We start from the raw sequence: 23,531 nt of genomic DNA, 5'->3' as shown, positions 1-23,531 counted from the left end.
GCTTATCTGCTTCCTGTCCGGCAATAAGACGTGGCCCTGCATACCAAACTATATACGGTGATCTACAAATATACCAGATAATCAGTTCCCCTGCCCCGGGGGGAAGAACCATGCAGTATCCTGAACGAAAACAATTCCTACTGCGATTCATAGCGGTTTTAACGCTGATAGCCTTCTGCATAACTTCTGCATCGGCGGACTCCGGGCAGCACGAACGCATCATTATCGGCTTTCAGGAGGGCTCGGTGCAGACCCTGGACGACGCCGATCTCTCCTCCCCGGACGTCCGGATTATCGACGAGCTGACCGGACTTGACGCGGTGGTCGTATCGGTCTCCGATCCGGATCGATTTATGGAAGAGGTCTCGCAGTGCCCGGGCGTGAAGTTCGTCGAACGCGATATCCCAGTCTATGCCCTTGATGTGCCGGCCTATGTGCCCGACGATCGCCGGTATGCCGAGCAGTGGGCGCCTGGGGGGATCGGGGCGGATTACGCCTGGAGCATCGAGCGGGGGGAGAACAGCGTCATCATCGCCGTCATCGATACCGGGATCGACTATACCCATCCGGATATGGGCAACTACATCGCCGGGGGGTACGACTGGATCAACAACGATGACGACCCGATGGACGACCACGGCCACGGGACGCACTGTGCAGGCATCGCCGCGGCGGTGAGTAACAACGCGCTGGGGGTTGCGGGAATTTCGCAGTCCGGCATTATGGCGGAGAAAGTGCTGGACTCAAAGGGGAGCGGCACCAGTTCCATAACCGCCGCGGCGATCCGCCATGCCGCAGACAGCGGAGCGGACGTCATCAGCATGAGTCTGGGTGCTGCCGAACCATCCCGTATCGTAGAAGAGGCCTGCCGGTACGCATGGGAGAAGGGGTGTATCCTCGTTGCAGCCTCGGGGAACGGCGGAGCGAACCTGATCAACTACCCGGCGGCGTATGATACCGTGATCGCCGTCGGCTCGGTCGGAAAAACCGGGCTCCGCAGCCCGTTCAGCAACTACGGGGCGAACCTGGAACTGGTCGCCCCGGGTGAGTCGATCCTCTCGACAGCACCGGGGAACACCTACAGCCTGAAGAGCGGGACCTCGATGGCCTGCCCGCATGTCTCGGGCGTTGCGGCTCTTGTCCTCTCCCGCTATCCGGGCATGTCGAATCTTGAGGTGCGAAAACGGCTGGCAGACACTGCCGATGACCTCGGTTCACCCGGGAAGGATACCCGGTACGGTTACGGGCTGGTCAATGCGTTCGCTGCCCTGGGTGGTGGGGAAGCTGTCCCGCCAACTATAGAGTCCGATGCCGAAGCCGTCGTCCGCGGGGAGAACATTACCCTCACCCTCACCGGCGAAGGATACCGCGAGTACCGGCTCTCTATCAACGATATCGGGCTCACCGATGCCAGCAGGTATCCTACGGTCGCCCCCGGCCAGCAGGGTATTCTGCCCGGGGAGATAAGCGGGAGTGCCGGTTTTGATGAGACGGCGTGCAGGGTGATTATGCCCGAATCGGGGACTGCCCGGGTCCGGTACGCGACGGGTTTCTCGACCGTTGCACAGCCGTTCACCGTCACGGTTATCGATCCGAAGGATCCGTCGCTCTCTGATACGATCAACGTGTCTGTAAATCCGGGGACGGTCACCATAACTGCCGGAGACCGGGATCGTTTCTTCTTCGGGGTGGAGGTAACTCTCAGCGGCATAAACACCGATAACGAGTCCACATGGCTCTACATGACCGGGCCCGGCCTTGATGCAGGCGGGGTCGGCCTGATCGATCCCGGCATGGTGCAGGTCCCGGTTACCGGGGACGGGAACTGGTCGTTTGTATGGGACACCGGAGCTCTTGAAGGAGTGCTTGAGAACGGGACCTACACCCTGTACGCGGTCTCGGGGCCGAAGGCGGCGGATGAACTCGAAGGGTTCGCGTCTGCAACGGCCTCCCTCGAACTGCTGAACTCCGGGTGGCCCGCCCCCGGCATAACCGGGATCTCGCCGGATACGGTGTTTGTCGGCAACAGTTCTGCAGCCATCCTGATTACCGGCAGCGGGTTTTTCGACGGCGCGACGGTGCTGCTGGAGAGAGAAGGATACCGGGACGTCATCGCAACGGAAGTCCGCGGTAACGATACGAGCACCATCTCCGCAACCCTCGATCTCGCGGCGGCCCGGGCCGGGGCATGGGATGTCGCGGTCCGGAATGCCGACGGTAAGACGGCACTGCTTCCCGGTGCCTTTACGATTCGGGTGAAGGGAGACCTCAACAACAACGATCTTGTGGATATCGGGGACGCGGCCCTCGTCGCGTATATGGTCGTCGGGAATGTGCCGGAAGATCTCCTTGCCGACTTCAACGGCGACGGCGTCGTCGACATCGGGGATGCAGCAAAGGTTGCATATTTTGTTGTGGGGCGGATCAGTGAGTTATAACAGTTGGGTGTCCCGGATAGGGTTTTGTTTCGGGGGCGGATTGATCGCGCGGGCCGATATCTGCCGCGGTCCGGGGGGAGAAGACCCGGGTCCGGCCTTGCGCCCCCCCGCGGATCAGCCTGAACCGTTACCCCTCGGACGTTTTCTGGGAGATCGGCTTCATCCCTCCCTTCACAGCGCTTCAATCTTCCCGACGAAGAAGTAGGCGATCTTTGCCGCATCCCCGATGTCGACTACGCCGTTCCCGTTGAAGTCGGCGGCAAGATCTTCTGGCTCCTTCCCGACGACCATGTAGGCCACCTTCGAGACGTCGCTGATGTCCACGATGCCGTCGCCTGTGACGTCGCCCTTCGGAGCCGTGACGGTGATGTAACCGGGCCGGGAAAGTGCGGCTGAGCCGGTTGCGGTGCTGACGGTCAGGTTCACGGTGTAGGTGCCGGGGGCGGTGTAGGTGTGGATGGGGTGCTGGTCGGAGGAGGTGTTTCCATCCCCGAACGTCCAGAACCACGCCGTCGGATCGCCGGCCGAGGTGTCGGTGAACAGCACCACGAGCGGCACCGGGCCGCCGGTAGTGTTCGTGGTGAAGGCGGCGGGGGTTGCGGCTGCTGGTGCGAACTTCTGGATACGGTGGTTACCATTGTCTACCACGTAAATGTTGCCAGAAACATCAACTACGACGCATGTTGGCCATTCAAACTCTCCGTCCTCTGGGCCGCGTGATCCCCACGCTGTGAGGAAGTTGCCGGAACTATCGAACTTCTGGATGCGATGATTCACATTGTCTGCCACGTAGACATCACCGGAACCATCGATGGCAACGCCCCATGGGTACTGGAACTCCCCATCTCCTGAACCTTCTGACCCCCACGTTGCGAGGAAGTTACCTGACCCATCAAACTTCTGGATACGATGATTGTATGTATCTGCCACATAGACATCCCCGGCAACGTCGACACCAATACCCCATGGGTACTGGAACTCCCCGCTCCTGTTACCTCTTGATCCCCACGTTGTAAGGAGGTTACCGGAACTATCGAACTTCTGGATACGGTGATTATTTGTATCGGCTACGTAGACAATTCCGGAAGCATCAACGGCGAAGCCCTGTGGCCATCCAAATTCGCCATCTCCAGAACCTTCTGATCCCCATTTTGTGAGGAAGTTGCCGAAACCATCAAACTTTTTGATACGAATCCCTTCGAGCACGTAAATATTACCCGAGGCATCAATCCCGATGCCGGGAACCTCATATTGAAACTCTCCATCACCGAGACCCAGTGATCCCAGTGTCGAGAGGTAATTGCCGGAATCATCAAACTTCTGAATGCGATGATTCCAGGTATCCGCCACATAGATGTTGCCTGCGGCATCAATTGCGGCACCAGATGGATACAGGAACTCATCATTCCTGGGAGCCTCGGATTCCCATTTCTCGAGGAAATTGCCAGAACTATCGAACTTCTGGACGCTGTGATTCTCAGAATCTGTTACATAGATATTATTGGATGCATCAACTACGATGCCAACATATATCGAGGATGATATGAACTCGCCATCGCCGGTACCTTGTGATCCCCACATTGCAAGGAGGTTACCTGAATTATCGAACTTCTGGATGCGATCCCCATTATATACATAGATGTTGCCAGGAGTATCAACTGTAATGCTGGTGCATTTAAGATCTTTGTCACCAGGGTTATAACTAGGGTTATCTAATCTCCATTTCATCAGAAAGTTGCCAGAACTATCGAATTTCTGAATGCGGCAGTTATGATGATCCGCCACGTAAACATTGCCGGCAACATCGACGGCAACATCGGTCGGGTATTGGAACTCCCCATCTCTCCATCCCCATGACCCCCACTTCATGAGGAAGTTTCCGGAACTATCAAACTTCTGGATGCGACAATTTACAGGATCGGCCACGTAAACATTGCCGGCGGTGTCAACGGCAATGCCGCTTGGCCACTGAAATTCACCATCCCCGGAACCTTTTGATCCCCACATCGTGAGGTAGTTGCCGGAGCTATCAAATTTCTGGATGCGATGATTAATCTCTTCGACCACATAGATGTTGCCGGCAACATCAATTGCGATATCGACTGGAAGTTCGAAACCACCACTCTCAAGACTCCAGTCCCCCCACTTTGCAAGGAGGTTTCCGTCACTATCAAACTTCTGGATGCGACTATTCCATGTGTCGGTCACATATACATTGCCGGCAGCATCAACCGCAATACCTGATGGTCTATCTAAATCTCCATCTTTCGCGTAGGCCTTCGTGCCCCACTTTGTTACGAGGGTATACTCCGTGGTGCCCGAATTCTGCTGGACGTCCAGGATCGATGAGGTATCAGGGGGCAGGGGAAGCATGAGCGGGTCTGCCCGTTCAACCAGGTACTCGTCCGAGGCAAGCGCCGCCGGCATCATCGCGGCCAGCATAACAACTACAAGATAGACTATCTGCTTCATATCCACCACATCCACGATACTGTCCCGGTTCATGCGCTCCCGCTGACTGGAAAACGAGAGGGTGGTCATTGAGCGGGTGATATCGAAACCTGGAGTACATCAGGCGCGGGTCGGTGAATGCTTCTCGTCTGAGATGATCAGTCTCGCAGGACACCGGATCGGCACCGGGTATCCATGGATAGCATTAACCTCATGGCGATGAAAAACGTTTCCCTTTTACGGCCCGCAGATCCGGGCCGCTTCCCCCGGAGGCTTCGCCGGGAACGGATATTTTCCTGACCCGGCGCGCATGCCCGCCGCCCGTAAAACCGGGAGGTGCTCTGCGCCGGGAGGGCGCAGGCGCGCTCCTTAAAGCGCTTCAATCTTCCCAACGAAGAAGTAGGCGATCTTTGCGGCATCCCCGATGTCGACCACGCCGTTCCCGTTGAAGTCGGCGGCAGGGTCGACCGCCGCCTTCCCGACGACCATGTAGGCCACCTTCGAGACGTCGCCGATATCGACGACGCCGTCCCCGCCGAAGTCGCCCTTCGGAGCCGTGACGGTGATGTAGTCCGGTCGGGAGAGCGTGGCGGAGTTATCGACCGTGAGGTTCACGGTGTAGGTGCCCGGTGTTCTGTAGGTGTACACCGGGTTCTGCTCCGCGGAGGTCCCACCGTCCCCGAACACCCAGGACCACGACTTCGGATCACCACTACTCTCATCGGTGAACCGGACGGTGAGCGGCGCCGGGCCGGCCGTCGCGTCCGCCGTGAAGCCTGCTCCCGACGTGACCGCGAGATCGAGGCGGGTAGAGGTGCCGGACGTATAGACCGCTGTCCCGGCGGCTCTCGCGCCGTCGACAAAGAACGCGATGGTCTTCTCGGCGTCGTCATCCCTGCCGCAGACGAGCAGGCGCTTATCAAACGTGGCGTCCCCGCCGTAGACCCCGGCGCTCTCAAGGGTGAGCGACCCGCAATCGCGGCCGTCGATCCGGGCGGTGATGACGGTCCCGGCCGGCGCCGGGCTCCCGTCGATCGTGACCGAGCCCCGGAACTCCGCAGGGAGGAGGGGGACGGCGGACGCCGTCCCGATGAGGAGAAGGAGAATGCAGATCCAGGCGGCCCGTCTCACCCGCATCACGCTCCGACGGCACAGAGCGTGCCCGGTCCCGTCATATGGAGCCAGTAGCCCTTGCCCTGGTAAACCAGCCTGCTATCTACGTAGTCTTTGCTCCCGCCGCTGACGATCCCTGTCTCGAAAACCTGCCTCCGGGCGTCAAACCCGATCAGGGTCGTCCACTTCCCGCTGACGGAGAAGAGGGCGTCCCGTGCCGTTGCCGGAGTCGTACCGGTGATCCCGATGGCGTTCCAGCCCGTTGCGAGGACGCGTTCGGCCGGCGGGATCAGAGGATCGGTCGAGACGTTGAGCGGGACCGTCGTGGGTCCGGTTGAGTATATCCAGAGCCCTTCGAGGGGGGCGATCTGATCCTCCTCATCGAGCGCCGTCCAGTCCCCTGCGGCGGTGTCATACCGGAAGATCGATCGGCCGCCCGTTTCGACGGGAGTAAAGATCAACGCGGTGTCGTTGCCGGCCGCAAGCGGCCTGGGGACCGAGATGAAGTTCCAGCCGGAGTGGAGGGTGAGGTCGGCAGGCGCAGGTATTTGAGATGGGGTGAAAACTCCTTCCTCGGTCTCGATCAGGTCGATGAGGAAGCCATAGGATGTTCCGCCGTTATCTGTGACTAACGTCACCCGGAGGGTGTCGGTGGTCTGCCACTCGGTCCAGAAATCTGTGTTGTCATATGAGTTATAACCTCCTCCATAACGTACTAACTGTCTACCCAGTTTATCGTAAACCGTGAGGCTGTCGTGACTCCTCAGGCTCAATTTATCAAAATGGAGTCGTGTCTTGTTGGCACCGGGCATGGAGATCTCCCAGGTGTGCGCATAATTGTTGGCATAGGGGTGGTACGACTCTGCGAAATGTTCGGTAGGCGGGAATTTCTCATCCCTGCGCTCGGCCCTGTCAATGAGGAATCCATAGGATGTTCCACCGTTATCTGTAGCTAACGTCACCCGGAGGGTATCAGCGGTCTGCCACTCGGTCCAGAAATCTGTGTCATCATATGAGTTATAACCTGCTCCATAACGTACTAACTGTCTACCCAGTTCATCGTAAACCGTGAGGCTGTCGTGACTCCTCAGGCTCAATTTATCAAAATGGAGTCGTATCTGGTTAGCACCGCGTTCGGAAATGTTCCAGGTGTGCGCATAATTGTTGGCATAGGGGTGGTATGACTCTGCGCGATGTTCGGTATCGGTAGGTGGAGATGTCTCATTCCTGCACTCGACCTTATCGATGAGGAATCCATAGGATGTTCCACCGTTATCTGTAGCTAACGTCACCCGGAGGGTATCAGCGGTCTGCCACTCGGTCCAGAAATCTGTGTCATCAGCCGGACCTTTATAATACACTAACGCTCTACCCAGGTCATCGTAAATCGTGAGGGTGTCATAGTGTGTTAGGCCCAGTTTATCAAAATGAAGTCGTATCTGGTTAGCACCGGGTTTGGAGATCTCCCAGGTGTGCGCATAATTGTTGGCGTAGGGGTGATACGACTCTGCGAGGTGCTCGGTAGGCGGGAATTTCTCATCCCTGCACTCGACCTTGTCGATAAAGAATCCATATGACGTATATTGGCTATCTGTGACTAACTCCACCCGGAGGGTGTCGGTGGTCTGCCATGCGGTCCAGAAATCTGTGTAATCAGCCGGACCTTTATAATACACTAACGCTCTACCCAGGTCATCGTAAATCGTGAGGGTGTCATAGTGTGTTAGGCCCAGTTTATCAAAATGAAGTCGCATCTGGTTGGCACCGGGCTCGGAGATCTCCCAGGTGTAGGTATAGTTATTGGCGTAGGGGTGTTCAGACTCGACGGTGATATTCCGTACCCTGCTGGGCTGGACAGAGGCGTGCAGGGTAACGTCTGTTGTTGTACCATCAGGGACGGTATCCGCATCCAATTCAGGCTGTCCTAAGTACACATGTTCCTCACAGGTGTCGGTGAGGCTTTGATTCCATAGGCTGGAATCATAATCACTCTCTGAGGTGTTGACGGACCACGGTTCCGGGGTACCCGTTACAGTCACCGATCCACCTGACTCCGAGAAATACTCCCCACTTCCGTCGCAACCGACCATGATGTCTGACAGCAACGGGCCGCTGGTACTGCTTTCATTGACACAGAAGGTAGGGGTCACATTCGTCGACTGACTCTCCGAAGGCTCAAAACACGTAACCTCCGGGGCGGGAGGCGATGCGCCTGTAGTGTCAATCGCGATCGGCTCTGCCGCCACGCTCAAAGGCGCCAGCGCAATAAGCAGAGCAATTGCAAGCGAGAATATCTGCTTCATTATCATCACACCATGTTAGCGGATACTAACCAGATCCTGAGTTCCTGCCTGCCGAGAAACGAGAGGTAATTGATGAAGCAGGTGTTGCCAGGAAACCCAGACTACTTGGGGTGGTTCGTGCCGGGCGCGGGTCGGTGAACGCTTCTCGTCTGAGATGATCAGTCTCGCAGGACACCGGATCGGCACCGGGTATCCATGGATATCATTAACCTCGCGGCGATGAAGAACGTTTCCCTTTTACGGCCCGCAGTTCCGGGCCGCTTCCCCCTGATGCGTCTTCGAGAACAGATATTTCCCTGATCCGGCGCATGGCGCCGCCCGTAAAACCGGGAGGTGCCCTGCGCCATCCCGGCGCAGGCGCGCTCCTCACAGCACTTCTATCTTCCCGACGAAGTAGTAGGCGATCTTTGCCGCATCCCCGATGTCGACCTTCCCGTTCTGGTTGAAGTCGGCGGCAAGATCTGCTGGCTCTTTCCCGACGACCATGTAGGCCACCTTCGAGACGTCGCTGATGTCGACCTTACCGTCGCCTGTGACGTCACCCTTCGGGGCCGTGACGGTGATGTAACCGGGCCGGGAGAGCGTGGCAGAGTTATCGACCGTGAGGTTCACGGTGTAGGTGCCCGGCACGCCGTAGGTATGCACCGGGTTCTGCTCCGCGGAGGTGCCGCCGTCCCCGAACATCCATGACCACGACTTCGGATCACCGGTGCTCTCGTCGGTGAACCGGACGGTGAGCGGCGCCGGGCCGGCCGTCACGTCCGCCGTGAAGCCTACCCCGGACGTGACCGCGAGATCGAGGCGGGAAGAGGTGCCGGGATCGTAAACCGCCGTCTCGGCGGCCCTCATCCCATCGACAAAGAACGTGATCATCTTCTTGGCGTCGTCATCCCTGCCGCAGACGAGCAGCCGCTTATCAAACGTGGCGTCCCCGCCGTAGACCCCGGCGGTCTCGAGCGTGAGCGAGCCGCAATCGCGGCCGTCGATCCGGGCGGTTATGACGGTCCCGGCCGGGGCGGAACTCTCGTCGATCGTGACCGAGCCCCGGAACTCCGCGGGGAGGAGGGGGACGGCGGACGCCGTCCCGATAAGGAGAAGGAGAATGCAGAACCAGGCGGCCCGTCTCACCCGCATCACGCTCCGACGGCACAGAGCGTGCCCGGTCCCGTCATATGGAGCCAGTAGCCCTTGCCCTGGTAAACTAACCTGCTATCTACGTAGTCTTTGCTCCCGCCGTTGACGATCCCGGTTTCGAAGGCCTGCGTCCCGGCGTCAAACCCGATCAGGGTCGTCCACTGTGTTTTGACCGAGAGGAGGGCGTCCCGTGCCGTCGCCGGGGCCGTGCCGGTGACCCCGACGGCGTTCCAGCCCGTGAGGAGAGCACGTTCGGCCGGCGGAACCGGGAGGACGGTCGAGAAGTTCAGGGGGACCGCCGCAGGCCTGGTCGAGTAGAGCCAGATCCCTTCGAGAGGGCCGATCCGGTCCTCCTTATCGAGCGCCGTCCAGTCCCCTGCGGCCGTATCATAGCGGAGGATCGAGCGGTTGTCGGTCTTGACACCGGCAAAGATCGCCGCGGTGTCGTTCCCGGCCGCGAGCGGCCGGGGGATGGAGACGAAGTTCCAGCCGGGGGAGAGGGTGAGCGCCGGGCCGGAGGGCGGAGGTTCGTGCCCCTCGAGCACGTTGAAAGCCGCGGTCCGGGACGCGCCGGTCTCGAACGACTCAACCGCGACTTCGTAGCGGTCGGGCCCAAGATCGGTCGCGCCGACCTCGAAGGACCAGATGTTCGCGCCGTCACCCTTCCGGACGATCGCAACACCGGCGACGCCTGCACTGTTGCCCGGATCGAACACAGCGGGAACCACCTGGACCGCGAGCGCATCGCCGACCGCGAGGTTCGTGGTGCCGGAGATCGTAAACGCACTGCCCGCGGTCTGGTTGCCGATCGGGTCGATCCGGACGTAGGGCTCCTCGACGACAACGGTGAATTTTGCATAGATATCATCGATGTTCGGGGAGTCGAGGGCGGTGATCAGCGCGTCTGCTGCCGCGGCAGCCTGCAGGGTGGCGAGGTCGACCGGCGTTATGCCGTTGCCCGTAAGCAGGGTGCCGGAAGCCCAGACGTCAAATACGTCGTCGGCCGGGTGCTGGATGACGATGGAATACTGGCCGGAGGGCAGGTGAGCAGTATCGACGGGCGCAAGCCTGTACTCGAATGCACCATCGGGCCCGATAGGGATGAGTTGCTGAAGTTTACGGTAGTTCTCACCGAAGATCCAGACGCAAACATTGGCCGGGTTGCCTGTTGCGGTCCCGGCGATCGTCAGGCCGTCCCCCTTTGCCAGGGTGGCGCCGCTCACGGTTGCCGTGAGGGAGGGAGCCCTCAGGTTGAAGGAAGCCGTGCTGTAGGGAACACCGCTGAGAGAGTCCTTGCCGCGGGGCGCCGAGACGGCATAGATCGTGTAGCCGCCGGCGTCAAGAGGATTCTTGACGCGGGAGGTATCCCACCGGTAGGTCCAGGTGTCGTCGGCCTCGACGGCTACCCGGGTGAAGGTGCTCTCATTGCCGGTTTGAACCCTTGCGCCGATAACTCCCGTGTTAATGTCTTCAAACCTGAGGCCGTTGCTGTCAATGTTCGGACCGGTCAGGAAGAGGTAGACGGTGTTGCTGTCGCTACAGGTGCCGGAGAGGATGATCACCTCGCCGATGGCGTAGGTGCCGGTGCCGGAGAGGGCGATGGTGACCGCACCCCGCTCGACCCGCACCCTGGCCTCGTCGTAGATCTCCGGGGCTGCCGGATCCTCGACACGGATCATGAACCGCCATTCGCCGGTGCTCTGGCTGGTGTTGAACTGGACGGTCGCGGTGCCGCCGGCGTTGGTCCTAACTGTTCTGTACGTGTCGTTCTCACCAGGGACAGCGTAATTAACCGCGATCTGGCCTGGCGCAATCACCGGATACGTTCCCGGGGCAACGCCGCCGATCTCCCTGACGTAGAGGCGGTAGTCCTTTCTTGCCTCCCCGGTGACGGTCACGGTGAAACTGTTGCCGCGGACGACCGTGTCCTTGTTGGCCGTGATGGCAAGCGTCCTCGTAACGACTTCAAACGTCACGGCCCTGGAATCAAAGCCCTTGCCGTAGAAGTCAGTGCTCCGGTCCCATTTCGCGACAGCGGTGTAGGTCCCGGCCTCGGCATTCTGCCCGAAGAGGACGTTGGACAGGTACTGGGTCTGCCCATTGGCATTAAACGACAGAGATTTGCCGTCGTACGTTCTCACCACACCGCCACCGGGCAGAGTGAGCTCCACGTTTGCCGTGGCGCCCGTGTCCACGTTGCTGTAAAACTTGAAGTTCAGCGACGTGTCCCGGCTGATGGACTTACCGTTCACGGAGTCCTTCGGGGACGAGCTCAGCATTACGTCAAGCGTCGCTTCAGGGTTCTGGACATTGACATAAGTCTGTGTGGGGTTCGCCGAACCTATCGCATAGTAATGTCCGGTCGGTATGCCTTTGACAAGTTCGTCAACTACGCCGCCGGTCACCACGATAGTCTTATCGATCGAACTCTTCCCCACCTCGCCGGTGTAGTGAACGAACTGGGTGGTACCAGCAAAGACACCGCCGGCGAAGTCAAGATTCTCCTCACCCACAAAGACGTTGGTGCCATTCGCCGTAATTGTCCGCGCCGCCGCTGCCGGTGCAACGATCAACGCAGCCACGAGGGCCGCGGCGACAACCATCGAAACTATCGCTCGCTCTGAAATCATGAAACAATCTCCATAGCGCATTACCGGAGGAGGCTGGATATGCGCAGGGTACCGCCTGTGGGTGGTTTGAACGAAGATAAGAACGCTAAACCGGACAAAGCCCACCTTCCTGTGCGCAGACATCCATCTTGTGCGAGCCGATATAAACATGCCGCTCTTATCCGGCCCCGGAGATCGACTGCCGGTGCAATACCGAAATATTCGGCCGTCCGACCGGCCGGGAGAAGCATCGCGACGAGTTCCCGGAGGAGGACCACAACGGAGCATTCACAACATTCTCCACCGTGGAACCGCTGCCGGCCGGTCGACTCCACGACGGTGCGGGCGAAACCGGGTGACGTGAGGGCTTCAGGACCGGACTCCTGCACGAAAACGGGACTGTCCGCTCCACCGGGCCCGGCCCCGGCGGCTTCCCAATCGCAGGGACCGGCACCAACGGCGCAACCTGACGGGTGTCGCGCGGAAACGGAGAACACGACGGGGCCGCGAGCCCCCTCACGCACCTGCTCTTCCCTCTTCCCCGGGCCGCTCCGGCACGCCGTCCGCCTCCCGGAGCAGGAAGGAGAACGCCGCTCCCTCCCCGGGATAGCCCGGTATGCGGTCCTCGACCCAGATCCTGCCGCCGTAACGGTCGATGAGAATCCTGACCAGGTAGAGCCCGAGCCCCTCGCCCACCCCCCGCTGCTTCCTCTCGTAGCGGTGGAAGATCTCCTCTTTCCGGTCGTCCGGGATCCCCCGGCCGGTATCTGCAACCGTCACCCGGAGAAAATCTTTCTCCTCTCCCCCGACACGAATGGTCACGGCGACACCGGGACCCCCGTGTTTTACGGCGTTGCCGATCAGGTTCGTGAAGACCTCACAGAGGAGGCCGTCCGCAAGGACCTGCCGGGGAACGCCCTCGTACCTGATGGGGATATCAGGGAAGTGGGCAACCTCCGCCCTGATGACCGCATCAAGGTCGGTTGGCCGGAGATCGGGCGGTCCCGCGTGGATCCGCCGGATCTTCGAGACCATCCCGAGGATCTCGATGCTCTTTGCTATGCTCCGCTTCAGGTTCGCCACGCACACGGCAGCCTCCCCCTCCACGGAATCGGCGAGCAGTTCGGCATAGAGGTTCGAGACGTTCTCGGTGTTCCCCATATCGTGAGTCAGTATATCGAGGTAGAGGTTCGCCTCCCGGTGAGCAGACTCAAGATCCCGGTGAATCCTGGCAAGCTCCCCGGCGTGGCGCCGGATCGCCTCCTCCGTCCGCCTGCGCTCGGTAATATCACGGACGATACCGCCGCGGAAGAGCGGCGGGCCGGCCGGGTCGGCAATCACCGTGAGGTGGTCCTCGAGCCAGCGGTACCCACCATCTTTCGCCAGGAACCGATAAACAAGGAGCCCCCTGCCCGAGGCGGCAGCGGCGGTAAGCTCCGCTTCAACCTGCGGGCGGTCATCGGGATGAATGCGGTCCATGACCTCGTCATGGTTCATAGCACTCATCTCCTCCGGCGTAAAGCCGAGAATCTCCTCGATCGCCGGGCTCATGTAATCGTAGCGGTCGGCCTGCAGGTTGCGCCGGTAAGCCGCATCCAGGGAGTTCTCCAGGACCGCCCGGAACCGCTCCTCGCTCTCCTGGAGAGCTTCCTCAGCCAGCTTACGCCCCGTGATGTCGGTGAAGAATGCGGTGACATATCCCCGTTGTGACGAGAACGCAGTGACTTCGTACCATCTCGAGAGGGAAGGCAGCTGGTACTGAAAAGTCGCCGGTTCACCTGTCAATGCCACGTTCCCGTAGATCGCGATGAGATCGCTGACCTCTTCCGGGGCGAAGACCTCGGTCACCCGCCGGTTCAGGGCTCCGTCGCGCACAAGCCCCGTAAACTCTTCAAACGTCCTGTTAACCTTTAAATAGACCACATCGACAGGTTTTCCGGTGTCATCGGTGATGATCTCGCAGAAGGCATACGCGGCGAGCGGGTTATCGAGCGCCTGCCGGTACCACTCCGTGCTCTCCCGGAGGGCATCTTCCGCCCGTTTGCGCTCCGAGTCGTCGTAGATGTAGCCCTGGGTCTCGATAAGTTCGCCGTCCGCACCGAAACGCCCGACCACATTCTCGACGACATGGACCCGGGTGCCGTCCCGGCGCTTCCGCGTCCGGCCCTCGTTCTCCACCTTCCCTTCCCTCCGGAGCTGCGCGAGGAGGCGGTCCCGGTCCCCGGGGTCTTCGTAGAGGTCCCCGATATTGGTGCCCAGCGCCTCTTCTACAGAGGAAAAATCGAATATCCTGACAAATGCCGGGTTGCAGGCGAGTATCCGGCCATCCAGGGCGGTGACAAAGTCCCCGGTAAGGTCGTCCTCAAAGAGCCGCCGGTATCGCGTTTCACTCTCCTCCAGAGCACCTTTTACGGACTGCAAGAGAGCGTTCTCCCGCTGGAGCGTCTCGTTCTCGGCCAGGATCGCGGCCATGCACTCATGGGCCGGCCGCTCCCCCGCTGTAGAGGTCTCCTGCCCGCTCTCTCCCGCGCCGGCGCGGGACGAAGTCTCTGTCACATCGGAACCTGCCGTCATCTGACATCCCGGGGCGTTTTATTCTTAATTGGGATTCACCCGAATTGTATTAATACTACCTCCTGCAGGTGAGGGGCCGGGTCCACCGGCCGCAACGGTGCCTGCCGGGCCGGCACCTCTTCTTCGCCGGCCGGTTCCGCCGGGAGTGTGGTTGAGCAGGCGGGGATCGTCCGATCAGCCCCCCCGCACCCGGCCGGCCGCTCCGGGCCCCGGGACCTCGCGGTCGGTACATGCACCGGCCGTGAAACCGGAGAAGTCACAATCTTATTGTCACGCGACCCACGTGGTTATAGGTTGCAGTCCTGCAATCGTCCTGGTGCAGGATCCGGGTGAGACGTATGAGGTCTGAGGAGATCAACGGCAACATCTTCTACAACGGCGACTGCACCTGCGGGGCACGGGAGCATATCCCGGACGGCGCGATCGACCTGATCGTCACCGATCCCCCGTACGGCATCAACGGCGACCGGTTGCACCAGCACTACAACCGTGACGAGACGTTCGTCGTCGAGGGCTACGTCGAGGTTCCCGCAGCCAGATACGGGGAGTTCAGCCAGCGGTGGATCCGGGAGGCCGAACGGATCCTCCGTCCCGGCGGGTCGATCTACATTGTATCGGGGTACACGAACCTCTACCACATACTCCACGCCCTCCGGCAGACGGAGCTTCGCGAGGTCAACCATATCATATGGAAGTACAACTTCGGCGTCTACACCAGCCGGAAGTACGTCTCCTCCCACTACCACATCCTCTTCTATGAAAAGCCGGGCGGCGAGAGGACGTTCAACCTTGAGTCAAGGTACGGGACCGGAGAGAAGGGGCCGGATAACGGATCGCCCAACTACCGCGACCGTGAAGACGTCTGGGTCATCAACCGTGAGTACAAACCCGGAAGGGTGAAGAACAAGAACGAACTGCCGACAGAGCTGCTCATAAAGATGCTGCAGTACAGCAGCAACGAGGGTGACCTCGTCTGCGATATGTTTCTTGGCGGGTTCTCGACCGCCAGGGTGGCCGTCGGCCTCAATCGCCGGGCGACCGGGTTTGAGTTGTCGGAACCTGTCTTCGATCTGAAAGTCGAAGAGTTGCGGGGTATCAGGCAGGGATACCTGCTGCCGTCGTTAAGGACCCCGCTGGCCGCGGGACCGAAGAACCGGGGCCGGCCCTGGACGGAGGATGACATTGAGGTTCTGGTCTCCCGGTTCACCCGGCTTACCGGGTCCGGGGCGACAAAGAAGAAGGCCGTCGATATGCTGGCAGGGGAACTCGGCCGGGGACGGTGGTCCATCGAGAAGATGCTGAAGAAACAGGGGGTCAGGGCTGAAGAACGGGGAGAGCGGCGATGACACTGGCGCGGGAGGAACGGGTCCCGCGGCAACTGTCCCGGAAGGGCGCCGGGGTGGTAGCGGTGCCGGCGGAGCACCGGAAGGGGGCGGGCTCCCGGAACCGGACCGGCAAAGGTCCGGAACGGGAGATACCCTTTAACGTCGCCGCAGGAGACCGGCAACGCTAAAACGTTTCAAAAGCAACGTTTTACAGGTATCCCGAAGCATTAACGCCGGATGACAGAGACCGATGGCAACACCAACCGCGCGGCCGTTCCTCAAGTGGGCAGGCGGAAAGGCGCAACTGCTCGATGCGTTCACCAGGAGAGTCCCTCAGGGGCTCCACGAGGGAACCCTCCCGATCTTTGTCGAACCGTTCATGGGCGGCGGGGCGGTCTACTTTCATTTCAACAGCATCTTCAGGTTTAAGGAGTGCCACATATTCGACATCAACGAGGAACTGGTCCTTGCCTACAGCGTGGTGAAGAACGACGTCCGCGGCCTCATCGACTACCTTGCCGGAATCTCGGACGGTTATCTCTCAAAGAGCGACGCCGGGCGGAAGGATTTCTATTACGCCATGCGGGATACGTTCAACCGCACGAAAGGAGCCGTCAACTTCAGGCAGTACAGTGAGGACTGGATAGAGCGGGCGGGCCAGTTCATCTTCCTCAACAGGACGTGTTTCAACGGCCTCTACCGGGTCAACTCCCGGGGCGGATTCAACGTTCCGTTCGGCAGGTACCAAAACCCGACGATCCTGCATGAAGACGTGCTCCGGGCCGACGCCGAACTGCTCCGGAACACCACCATCCACCTCGGCGACTTCATGCAGTCGGAACCCTATATATCGGAAGAAACCTTCGTCTATTTCGATCCCCCTTACCGGCCCCTGAACCGGACATCGTCGTTCACGCAGTATGCAAAAGAGGGGTTTACCGACGAGGAGCAGAGGCGCCTCGCGGCATATTACGCGCGATGCAACGCCCGGGGGGCCAGGCTGATGCTGAGCAACTCGGACCCGAAGAACGTCGACCCGGACGACGAGTTCTTTGACGACCTCTATGCCGGATACCACATCGACCGGGTTCCGGCGCGGAGGATGATCAACTGCGACGGGACCGGGCGGGGCGAGATCTACGAGATCATCGTCACGAACTATGACCCGCACGCTCCCAAAGAGCGATAGCACCCGGATACGCGGTCTTTCGAGAACGCAAAACGCCCGGGGTGGGGGCATCCCACAAGTATAAGAACTCTCGAGGATATGGCGGGTTCGCATGACATTCCGGGAGATCGACGACGACACCTGGGAGATCGTCCGAAGGCACCTCCCGCCCCAGAAACCCCACGTCGGCCGGCCGCGCCGGGATCCCCGGCACCTCTTCAACGGGGTTCTGTATGTCCTCTCCACCGGGTGCACCTGGAGCGACGTACCGGCAAAGTACGGGACGAAATCGACGGTGCACCGTTACCACCTCGAACTCTGTGAGCGGGGGGCGTACCAGGCCATCTTCCTCGACCTCCTCCGGTCGGGCTACGAGTTCCGGAAGGGAGAGGCGGACCGGTGTGCCGTGAGGAATCTCAGGGCTCCCGTGCCATAGGCAACAATGCCGGCAACCGCTCTAAAACTCCCCCGCCACCACCACAAAAAGGTCCCCGCGGGGGGCCGGGGGCTCTGCCCCCGTCCCGACGACGATCCTTTCTGCCGGGTAGCCGAGATCCTCGCAGACGGCAAGACGGGTCCCCGGCGGGAGGGCGGCCGCGAGCGCCTTAACATCGAAGGCCGGGTCGGCAATGAGGAAGACCACCCGGCCCAAAAGGACCTCCTCCCGCGCCCCGGCCACGGCGCGGGCATGGTCTTTCCCGTGGGCCGCGACGACCGCCACCCGCACGAGCGGGATCTTCAGGCGGGCGAAGGCGACCTGGAGAGAGGATATTCCCGGGACCACGTCGCCCGGGAGATAGCCGAGGCCTGCAAGCATCGGGTCGCCCGTCGAGAGGACGACCGCGTGATCCGGGAGGGACCGGAGGTTTCGGTAGTCCGTGATCTCATGGACCTCGCACCCCGGCGGGACAACGTCCCGGGCAAGTGCGATCGCCCGGGCCGAGCCGTAGATGAGAGCAGCCCCCCGGAGGACCGCGACCGCCTCCGCGGTCATCATCTCCGGGCCGCAGCCCACGCCGACGATCTTCACGGCGACTCCGCAATGACCCGGCCGCCGCGGTCGACGATCACGACCCGGACGCGGGGGTAGCGAGCGCAAAACGCGCGAAGCTCCCGGCGGGCCACCTCCTCCCACAGCGGGGACCCCGAGAGTTCCTCCACCGTCGCACACCCGGTCCCGGCGAGGACGTCCGGGTTCATGAACTTCAGGATCAGCCCCGGGAGCCCGCAGATCGTCGCATCGCCGTCGACCGCCCCGAGTGCCCCCGGGAGGTTACTCCCGACAAGGATCGCCTCGTGCTCCGGGAAGAGGAGACGGGAGTAGCGCAGGCCAATCCGGCCGGTCGTCAGCACGACTCCCCCAGGAGGAGCCCGGGCGATACGGTCGAGCACCCCCTCCGTGAGGTGGTCGTCCCAGGGCTCCACGAGCCCGGTCGTCCCGAGGACCGATATGCCGGCCTGCACCCCCATCTTCGGGTTCAGCGTCTTCTGCGCCACCTCCGCCCCCCGCGGGACCGTGAGGATGACCGTCGTCCCGTGGAGCCCCGCCTCCGCCACCCCCTCGTCGATCGACCGCCGGATACAGTCGAGCGCCGGAGCGCTGATAGCCGGCGTCCCCTGGCGGTGGCGGGGGGTATCGCGGGCGAAACTCCCGATACCTTCGCCGGGAACGAACTGGACCGACCCCGAGAGCGAGGGGGCCGCGGTCGCGACGAACTCAAGCCCCGCCGTCACGTCCGAGGGGTAGTCGCCGGCGTCCTTCCAGCACGACGCGGTCCCGCGATAGGCGTCCACGGGAACCCGGACCGAGATCCCGCAGGGAAGAGTGATACCTACTCCTTTCACCTCGTCCTCCGCAAGCGAGAGGACCGCCGCCTTGCAGGCCGCGGCCGCCGTCGTCCCGGTCGTGAACCCCCGGCGAAGCACCGAGCCCGACGCCGTCAGGACCGCAAGACCCCGCCGGACATCGGGAAGGAGGGCGGGCGACCGGCACGCCGCCACCCATGCATCGGGATACTCGAAATCAGTAACCGGGTCCCTCATAACCTGCACGCTCGGCAAGGATTGTGATGATCTCGTTTATCGCCGCCACCGCGACCGGCGTACCGCCCCGGGTGCCGACGTTGGATACCGACGGCACGTCGAGGGTGCGGAGCGCCTCCTTGGACTCTGCCGCATTCACAAACCCCACCGGGGTCCCGATGACCAGCGCCGGCCGGAGATTGGCCCGCACCATATCGCAGACGACGAGAAGCGCAGACGGAGCGTTCCCGATGACCACGATCGCACCATCTATCCGGTCCTGCAGGGCAAAAAACCCCGCGGACGTCCGGGTGATCCCACGCTCCCGCGCGATATCCTCCCCGTAATCGAGGGCACAGAGGATCTCGCTTGTGTGCCCGCGTTTCAGGATGCCCGCCTGCACCATCCGGATATCGGTGATGACCGGCGCCTGCTGGCGAAGCGCGGCAAGCCCCGCCGCGACCGGGTCGCCGGCAAAGCGCATCAGGTCCGCCATCGCAAAATCGCCGACCGCGACCGAGCACCGTTGCCGTATCCGGTCCTCGGGGGTGGCGTTCCCCACCCGCTCCCGGGCAAGGTTCCGGCTCGTGCTCGCAATCGCGTAAGCCTCCGGGGTGACCGCCGCAAGGTCAGTATACGTACTTCCGGTGGTATCCCCGGGGCGTGATGATTCCTCTCTCATCCGTCTCACTCCTCCAGATCCTTGTCTCTTCTCCGCCGACAAAGACGATCGAATGCATATCCACAAAGGCGAAGTGGTCTCTAAACTCACCAAGCGTCGTGATCAACCGTTCTTCCCCCTCCCGGTAGGCGTTCCGGACCACCCCGACCGGTGTCACGTCGGGGAGGTGGCGGCGGGCGATCGCGACCGCCGTATCAAGGTTGTGCGGCCTCCCCCGAGAGCGGGGGTTGTAGAGGACAACCGGCACCCGCATCCGGAACGCGAGGTCGAGCCTCCGCTCGATCTCCTCCCAGGGCGTCAGGAGGTCCGAGAGGCTCATCGTGACGTAGTCCCCCGAGAGCGGCGAGCCGAGGAGCGCCCCCGCCGAGACCGCGGCCGTGATGCCGGGGATGACCTCGACCTCGACCTTCGTGCCGGATCGTTCCGCCACCTCGAGCACAATGCTCGCCATCCCGTAGACCCCGGCATCACCGCCGCTCACCATCGCGACAACCCGGTCCTCCGCGAGGGCGAGCGCGCGTGAAGCCCGATCGACCTCCCGGCCCATGCTGCTCCGGATAACTTCTTTCCCGGCGAGCATCGGTTGAACGAGGTCGAGGTAGAACCCGTTGCCGATGATACAGTCGGCCTCCACGAGGGCTTTTGACGCCCGGGGCGTCATCTGCAACAGGTTGCCGGGGCCGGTCCCGACGATGTACAGTTTTCCTCCATTATCGTGCGATTGCAACGGTAACACTCCCATAGGTCTGCTTGGTAAGAACCAGTTCTTTCCGCTTCGAGACCGCGAGGGCCGCAGGTTCCGCGACCCCGGCAAGCCCGATCAGGGAGGCCCTTGAGGGTGATGGGGCCTCCTCTGCGTTCAACGTTTCGTCGTCCAGGAAGACAAGGTTGCCGCCGAGGTCCGCAATGGCGGCAAGGAGACCGGCCTCCCCGCGCTTCTTCGCGGTCGTCGCGTAGACGAGGACCTCGGCGGGGGCGATCCCTGCCTCCCGGAGGGCCTCTCCGACGGCTTGTGCCACATCGGGTGCCGGGACACCCTTCCGGCACCCAACGCCGACGATATACTCGCCCCTCCGGACGAGGAAGGAGACTCCCGGACCCGCGACGACGATACCGGGGCCGGTGATCGCGTAGAGGGATACGCCGCCGTCGAGCACCGCGGCGTTCACCGCCCGGGTGGAGTCGCGGTTCACGACGGCGCACCCCGACCGGGCGGCGATCCCTTCGACCGACTCCAGACCAAAGGTCTCGGTCGCGGTCGTGATCACCGGTTCGATCCCGAGGCGGGCAAGTTCCCGCGCGAGGTCGTTTGCGCCGTGGTGGCCGCCGATGACCGGGACGGCGTAGCGGAGGTCCGGGCCGACCACCACCACCGCCGGGTCCCGCCACTTGTCGACGAGGAGGGGTGCGATCCCGCGGACGGCGATCCCGGCCGACATCAGGGCGACGATCCGGCCGTAACGGAGAAATGCCGCCGCGAAAGCCTCCGGCCCGTAGGGGACGACATCGGCACCGAGCGCGCCCGCTATCCGGCGGGCGTCGGGGAGGAACCGCTCGAGCGCTATCACAACCGTCCCGGTCATGAGTAGAGGACCGACCTCCCGAACCCGGACGTTGCCGGGTCCACCACCTTCCCGATGATGATCAGCGCCGTCCGCTCGATCCCGGCCGCCCGGGCCTTTGCCGCGATATCAGCGACCGTCCCGAGGACGACCTTCTGGTCGGGCCACGAGGCGTGGTAGACAACCGCCGCCGGGGTTTCGGGTGGGCACTCCGCCCGGGCGAGGACCTCCTCCATCCGCTCGGTCCCGAGGAAGACCACCATCGTCTGCCCGAGCCTTGATAACTCGGCGATCCGGTCCTCGGCGAGCGTCGCCCCCGCCGGGCGGGTGACGATCAGGCTCTCGGAGACGTCACGGAGCGTGAACTGGGTCTTCAAGGCCGCCGCCGCCGCAAAGAGCGACGAGACCCCGGGGACGATCTCGGCCCCGATCCCGCGCCGCCCAAACTCCGCCATCTGTTCGACAATCGCCCCGTAGAGTGACGGGTCACCCGAATGGAGCCGGACGACGAGTTCTCCAGCACGGACGTGCTCCTCGACGGTGTCGGCGATCCCTTCGAGTGTCATCCCCCAGCTGTCAAGTTTCAGCCTCGCGCCGGACTCTTCCACGAGTGCCGGGTTCACGAGCGACCCCGTGTAGATGAGGACGTCCGCCCGCCGGAGGAGATCCATGCCCCGGACGGTGATGAGATCGGGGGCTCCCGGCCCCGCACCCACGATATAGACCTTATGCATCCGACCGCCTCGCATAGAGGATCGAGAAGTAGTCGCTCTCCTCGGGGAGGTCGTCCCCCCGGTAGACCTGCTGTCCGGGGAGGAACATCCGTTCCACGAGGACGAACTCCGTGTAGCCCTCTGTCTTCAGGTCGGCCGCGAGCGCCGCCGGACGGCGGACTTTCATGAAGATCCGGGACTCCGGCCCGTTCCCGTCCGAGACGAAGAACCCGCCGGCCACCGGGACGTTCGCCACGGAGGCGAACGCGGTGATCGAGCTGATCCCGGGCTCGGTCGAGAACGCGATCTCCGGGTAGTGCTCGCTGATCACCTCGCAGAGGCGGGAGAAGGTCGAGTAGAAGTTCGGGTCCCCGATGATCCCAAAGACCGCGAGGCCGTCGAGAGCCTGCGGCGCTATCCGGCCGGCGTTCTCCTCGAGGCACTGGCGGATGTAAGCCTCATCGCTCGTCATAGGGAAGTTGAGGATGACGGCGTCGGGGCGGTAGGGCCGCACCAGGTCGTAGGCAAGTTTCCCGGGGACAAAGACCGCCGATGCCTCACGGAGGAGCCGGACCGCCCGCAGGGTCAGGAGTTCCGGGTCGCCGGGCCCGAGCCCCACACCTACGAGCATCCGGCACCCCCGACGATGATGTAGACGGGGTTGACGGGCTTGAACATCACCCCGCCGGCGATACCGGCGGACCGGGAAACCTGGAGGTGGACGGCCTCCACGAAGATCCCGAGGCGCTGCATGCTCCGGATTGCCGTATAAAGCGTCCCGACCATCACCGCGTTCACGACGATCCTCCCCTGCACCTTCCCGGCGAGGATATCGAGGACCTCCGGCAGGCGGCGTGACCCCCCGACGAAGGCGGCGTCGAGCCGGCCGAACCCCGGGAGGACGTCCACCGCGTCGCCCTCGAAGAACTCGATGTTCCCGGCGCCGGCGGCGGCCGCCTCCCGCCGGGCATAGGCGATCGCCTCCGGCCGCTGGTCGATCGCGTAGACCTGACCCGCCACTCTCGACGCGGCGACGGCGACCTTTCCGGTCCCGCACCCGACATCGGCCACCCGGTCGCCCGGGCGGATGCCGAGTTTCGCGAGCGAGACCGCCATGACCTCGTCCTGCGTAGGTCCACCCTTCAGTCCCATAGCATCCCCATATCCCAGATAATTTTGTGCTAACATCTATTAGTATATACGTAGCCTTGTGCTATTTCGGGTGGTTCTCTCTTCTATACCCTATCGTTTCGGAAATGGGAGAGGCTTATACCTTCGCCGGCACCGGGGCGCCCCGGTGCGGGTAACCGTCCGGGGCCGAAACGTCCGTTAGACGCCCGGTGGGCCGGTCGGCGTTCCACTCGTATAGTGTCCAAGGCCGCAGAAGGGAACCAAAGGAGCAACCCACAAAGATATTTGGCCCAATTACAGAACCGG

General features: G+C 62.1%; 19 protein-coding genes. 5 read left to right on the top strand and 14 right to left on the bottom strand.

All coding sequences use genetic code 11. The features are described 5' to 3' along the window. Positions 1–245 precede the first annotated feature (245 nt). Complete coding sequence (locus tag QZ408_RS03045) at positions 246–2,438, top strand: S8 family serine peptidase (RefSeq protein WP_292489674.1); 2,193 nt, start codon at positions 246–248, stop codon at positions 2,436–2,438. Between the two features lie 171 nt (positions 2,439–2,609). Here QZ408_RS03045 and QZ408_RS03040 read toward each other — a convergent pair whose 3' ends face one another. From QZ408_RS03040 to QZ408_RS03015, 6 genes are all read right to left on the bottom strand, one after another. Continuing rightward, a complete protein-coding gene (locus tag QZ408_RS03040; protein ID WP_292489672.1) occupies positions 2,610–4,943 on the bottom strand; it encodes a 6-bladed beta-propeller in 2,334 nt (777 codons plus the stop codon). 315 nt (positions 4,944–5,258) lie between these two features. After that, positions 5,259–6,026, bottom strand: a complete 768-nt coding sequence (locus tag QZ408_RS03035; protein WP_292489670.1) for a PKD domain-containing protein — start codon at positions 6,024–6,026, stop codon at positions 5,259–5,261. Beyond that, positions 6,026–8,305: a hypothetical protein gene (locus QZ408_RS03030; protein ID WP_292489668.1), complete on the bottom strand. Its 2,280-nt coding sequence runs from the start codon at positions 8,303–8,305 to the stop codon at positions 6,026–6,028. Before QZ408_RS03030 ends, QZ408_RS03035 begins: the two co-directional genes overlap by 1 nt. Before the next feature lie 366 nt (positions 8,306–8,671). Further along, positions 8,672–9,439 carry a PKD domain-containing protein gene (locus QZ408_RS03025; RefSeq protein WP_292489666.1) on the bottom strand — a complete coding sequence of 256 codons (768 nt, stop codon included), beginning with the start codon at positions 9,437–9,439 and terminating at the stop codon, positions 8,672–8,674. Then, positions 9,439–12,069, bottom strand: coding sequence for an MEMAR_RS02690 family S-layer glycoprotein (locus QZ408_RS03020; RefSeq protein WP_292489664.1), 2,631 nt, complete (start codon positions 12,067–12,069; stop codon positions 9,439–9,441). Before QZ408_RS03020 ends, QZ408_RS03025 begins: the two co-directional genes overlap by 1 nt. A gap of 495 nt (positions 12,070–12,564) precedes the next feature. Continuing rightward, on the bottom strand, positions 12,565–14,604 hold the full coding sequence (locus tag QZ408_RS03015; protein WP_292489662.1) for a PAS domain S-box protein: 2,040 nt from the start codon (positions 14,602–14,604) through the stop codon (positions 12,565–12,567). 356 nt (positions 14,605–14,960) lie between these two features. On the opposite strand from QZ408_RS03015, the gene QZ408_RS03010 reads away from it, so the two are divergent. From QZ408_RS03010 to QZ408_RS02995, 4 genes are all read left to right on the top strand, one after another. Next, positions 14,961–15,968 (top strand): site-specific DNA-methyltransferase, encoded by a 1,008-nt coding sequence (locus QZ408_RS03010; RefSeq protein WP_292489661.1) that lies wholly within the window; start codon positions 14,961–14,963, stop codon positions 15,966–15,968. After that, entirely contained in the window at positions 15,965–16,135 is a 171-nt protein-coding gene (locus QZ408_RS03005) for a hypothetical protein (RefSeq protein WP_292489659.1), read from the top strand. The genes QZ408_RS03010 and QZ408_RS03005 overlap by 4 nt, the downstream gene beginning before the upstream one ends. A gap of 62 nt (positions 16,136–16,197) precedes the next feature. Next, positions 16,198–17,136: a DNA adenine methylase gene (locus tag QZ408_RS03000; RefSeq protein WP_292489657.1), complete on the top strand. Its 939-nt coding sequence runs from the start codon at positions 16,198–16,200 to the stop codon at positions 17,134–17,136. A 91-nt stretch (positions 17,137–17,227) separates the two neighbouring features. Beyond that, complete coding sequence (locus QZ408_RS02995; protein WP_292489655.1) at positions 17,228–17,551, top strand: transposase; 324 nt, start codon at positions 17,228–17,230, stop codon at positions 17,549–17,551. Positions 17,552–17,572: 21 nt separating this feature from the next. Here the strand turns inward: QZ408_RS02995 and QZ408_RS02990 are convergent, their stop codons facing one another. The 8 genes from QZ408_RS02990 to cbiT are packed head-to-tail and all read right to left on the bottom strand — an operon-like array spanning position 17,573 to position 23,246. Next, a complete protein-coding gene (locus tag QZ408_RS02990; protein WP_292489653.1) occupies positions 17,573–18,145 on the bottom strand; it encodes a cobalt-precorrin-7 (C(5))-methyltransferase in 573 nt (190 codons plus the stop codon). After that, positions 18,142–19,158, bottom strand: a complete 1,017-nt coding sequence (locus QZ408_RS02985; protein ID WP_292489651.1) for a cobalt-precorrin-5B (C(1))-methyltransferase — start codon at positions 19,156–19,158, stop codon at positions 18,142–18,144. Before QZ408_RS02985 ends, QZ408_RS02990 begins: the two co-directional genes overlap by 4 nt. Further along, positions 19,139–19,819, bottom strand: coding sequence for a precorrin-8X methylmutase (locus QZ408_RS02980; protein WP_292489649.1), 681 nt, complete (start codon positions 19,817–19,819; stop codon positions 19,139–19,141). The genes QZ408_RS02985 and QZ408_RS02980 overlap by 20 nt, the downstream gene beginning before the upstream one ends. Further along, positions 19,767–20,561: a precorrin-3B C(17)-methyltransferase gene (cobJ, locus tag QZ408_RS02975; protein WP_292489648.1), complete on the bottom strand. Its 795-nt coding sequence runs from the start codon at positions 20,559–20,561 to the stop codon at positions 19,767–19,769. Before cobJ ends, QZ408_RS02980 begins: the two co-directional genes overlap by 53 nt. Beyond that, the gene (gene cbiG, locus QZ408_RS02970; protein ID WP_292489645.1) at positions 20,530–21,402 is read right to left on the bottom strand and encodes a cobalt-precorrin 5A hydrolase; all 873 of its coding nucleotides are present in this window, start codon (positions 21,400–21,402) and stop codon (positions 20,530–20,532) included. The genes cobJ and cbiG overlap by 32 nt, the downstream gene beginning before the upstream one ends. Then, complete coding sequence (locus QZ408_RS02965) at positions 21,399–22,115, bottom strand: cobalt-precorrin-4/precorrin-4 C(11)-methyltransferase (RefSeq protein WP_292489643.1); 717 nt, start codon at positions 22,113–22,115, stop codon at positions 21,399–21,401. The genes cbiG and QZ408_RS02965 overlap by 4 nt, the downstream gene beginning before the upstream one ends. Further along, positions 22,108–22,725 (bottom strand): cobalt-factor II C(20)-methyltransferase, encoded by a 618-nt coding sequence (locus tag QZ408_RS02960; protein WP_292489642.1) that lies wholly within the window; start codon positions 22,723–22,725, stop codon positions 22,108–22,110. The genes QZ408_RS02965 and QZ408_RS02960 overlap by 8 nt, the downstream gene beginning before the upstream one ends. Next, a complete protein-coding gene (gene cbiT / locus QZ408_RS02955; RefSeq protein ID WP_292489639.1) occupies positions 22,716–23,246 on the bottom strand; it encodes a precorrin-6Y C5,15-methyltransferase (decarboxylating) subunit CbiT in 531 nt (176 codons plus the stop codon). Before cbiT ends, QZ408_RS02960 begins: the two co-directional genes overlap by 10 nt. Positions 23,247–23,531 lie beyond the last annotated feature (285 nt).

This window comes from Methanoculleus sp. 10, from assembly GCF_913757945.1.
In the GTDB taxonomy this organism is placed as follows: domain Archaea; phylum Halobacteriota; class Methanomicrobia; order Methanomicrobiales; family Methanoculleaceae; genus Methanoculleus.
Note: the sequence above shows the minus strand (reverse complement) of the source record. Positions and strands in the feature narration are given on the sequence as shown.

Excerpts from the sequence above, each read along its gene's own strand:
- QZ408_RS03040 (WP_292489672.1), bottom strand. The coding sequence starts at position 4,943 with ATGAACCGGGACAGTATCGTGGATGTGGTGGATATGAAGCAGATAGTC.
- QZ408_RS03035 (WP_292489670.1), bottom strand. The coding sequence starts at position 6,026 with ATGCGGGTGAGACGGGCCGCCTGGATCTGCATTCTCCTTCTCCTCATC.
- QZ408_RS03030 (WP_292489668.1), bottom strand. The coding sequence starts at position 8,305 with ATGAAGCAGATATTCTCGCTTGCAATTGCTCTGCTTATTGCGCTGGCG.
- QZ408_RS03025 (WP_292489666.1), bottom strand. The coding sequence starts at position 9,439 with ATGCGGGTGAGACGGGCCGCCTGGTTCTGCATTCTCCTTCTCCTTATC.
- QZ408_RS03020 (WP_292489664.1), bottom strand. The coding sequence starts at position 12,069 with ATGATTTCAGAGCGAGCGATAGTTTCGATGGTTGTCGCCGCGGCCCTC.
- QZ408_RS03010 (WP_292489661.1), top strand. The coding sequence starts at position 14,961 with ATGAGGTCTGAGGAGATCAACGGCAACATCTTCTACAACGGCGACTGC.
- QZ408_RS03005 (WP_292489659.1), top strand. The coding sequence starts at position 15,965 with ATGACACTGGCGCGGGAGGAACGGGTCCCGCGGCAACTGTCCCGGAAG.
- QZ408_RS03000 (WP_292489657.1), top strand. The coding sequence starts at position 16,198 with ATGGCAACACCAACCGCGCGGCCGTTCCTCAAGTGGGCAGGCGGAAAG.
- QZ408_RS02995 (WP_292489655.1), top strand. The coding sequence starts at position 17,228 with ATGACATTCCGGGAGATCGACGACGACACCTGGGAGATCGTCCGAAGG.
- QZ408_RS02985 (WP_292489651.1), bottom strand. The coding sequence starts at position 19,158 with ATGAGGGACCCGGTTACTGATTTCGAGTATCCCGATGCATGGGTGGCG.
- QZ408_RS02980 (WP_292489649.1), bottom strand. The coding sequence starts at position 19,819 with ATGAGAGAGGAATCATCACGCCCCGGGGATACCACCGGAAGTACGTAT.
- cobJ (WP_292489648.1), bottom strand. The coding sequence starts at position 20,561 with ATGGGAGTGTTACCGTTGCAATCGCACGATAATGGAGGAAAACTGTAC.
- cbiG (WP_292489645.1), bottom strand. The coding sequence starts at position 21,402 with ATGACCGGGACGGTTGTGATAGCGCTCGAGCGGTTCCTCCCCGACGCC.
- QZ408_RS02965 (WP_292489643.1), bottom strand. The coding sequence starts at position 22,115 with ATGCATAAGGTCTATATCGTGGGTGCGGGGCCGGGAGCCCCCGATCTC.
- QZ408_RS02960 (WP_292489642.1), bottom strand. The coding sequence starts at position 22,725 with ATGCTCGTAGGTGTGGGGCTCGGGCCCGGCGACCCGGAACTCCTGACC.
- cbiT (WP_292489639.1), bottom strand. The coding sequence starts at position 23,246 with ATGGGACTGAAGGGTGGACCTACGCAGGACGAGGTCATGGCGGTCTCG.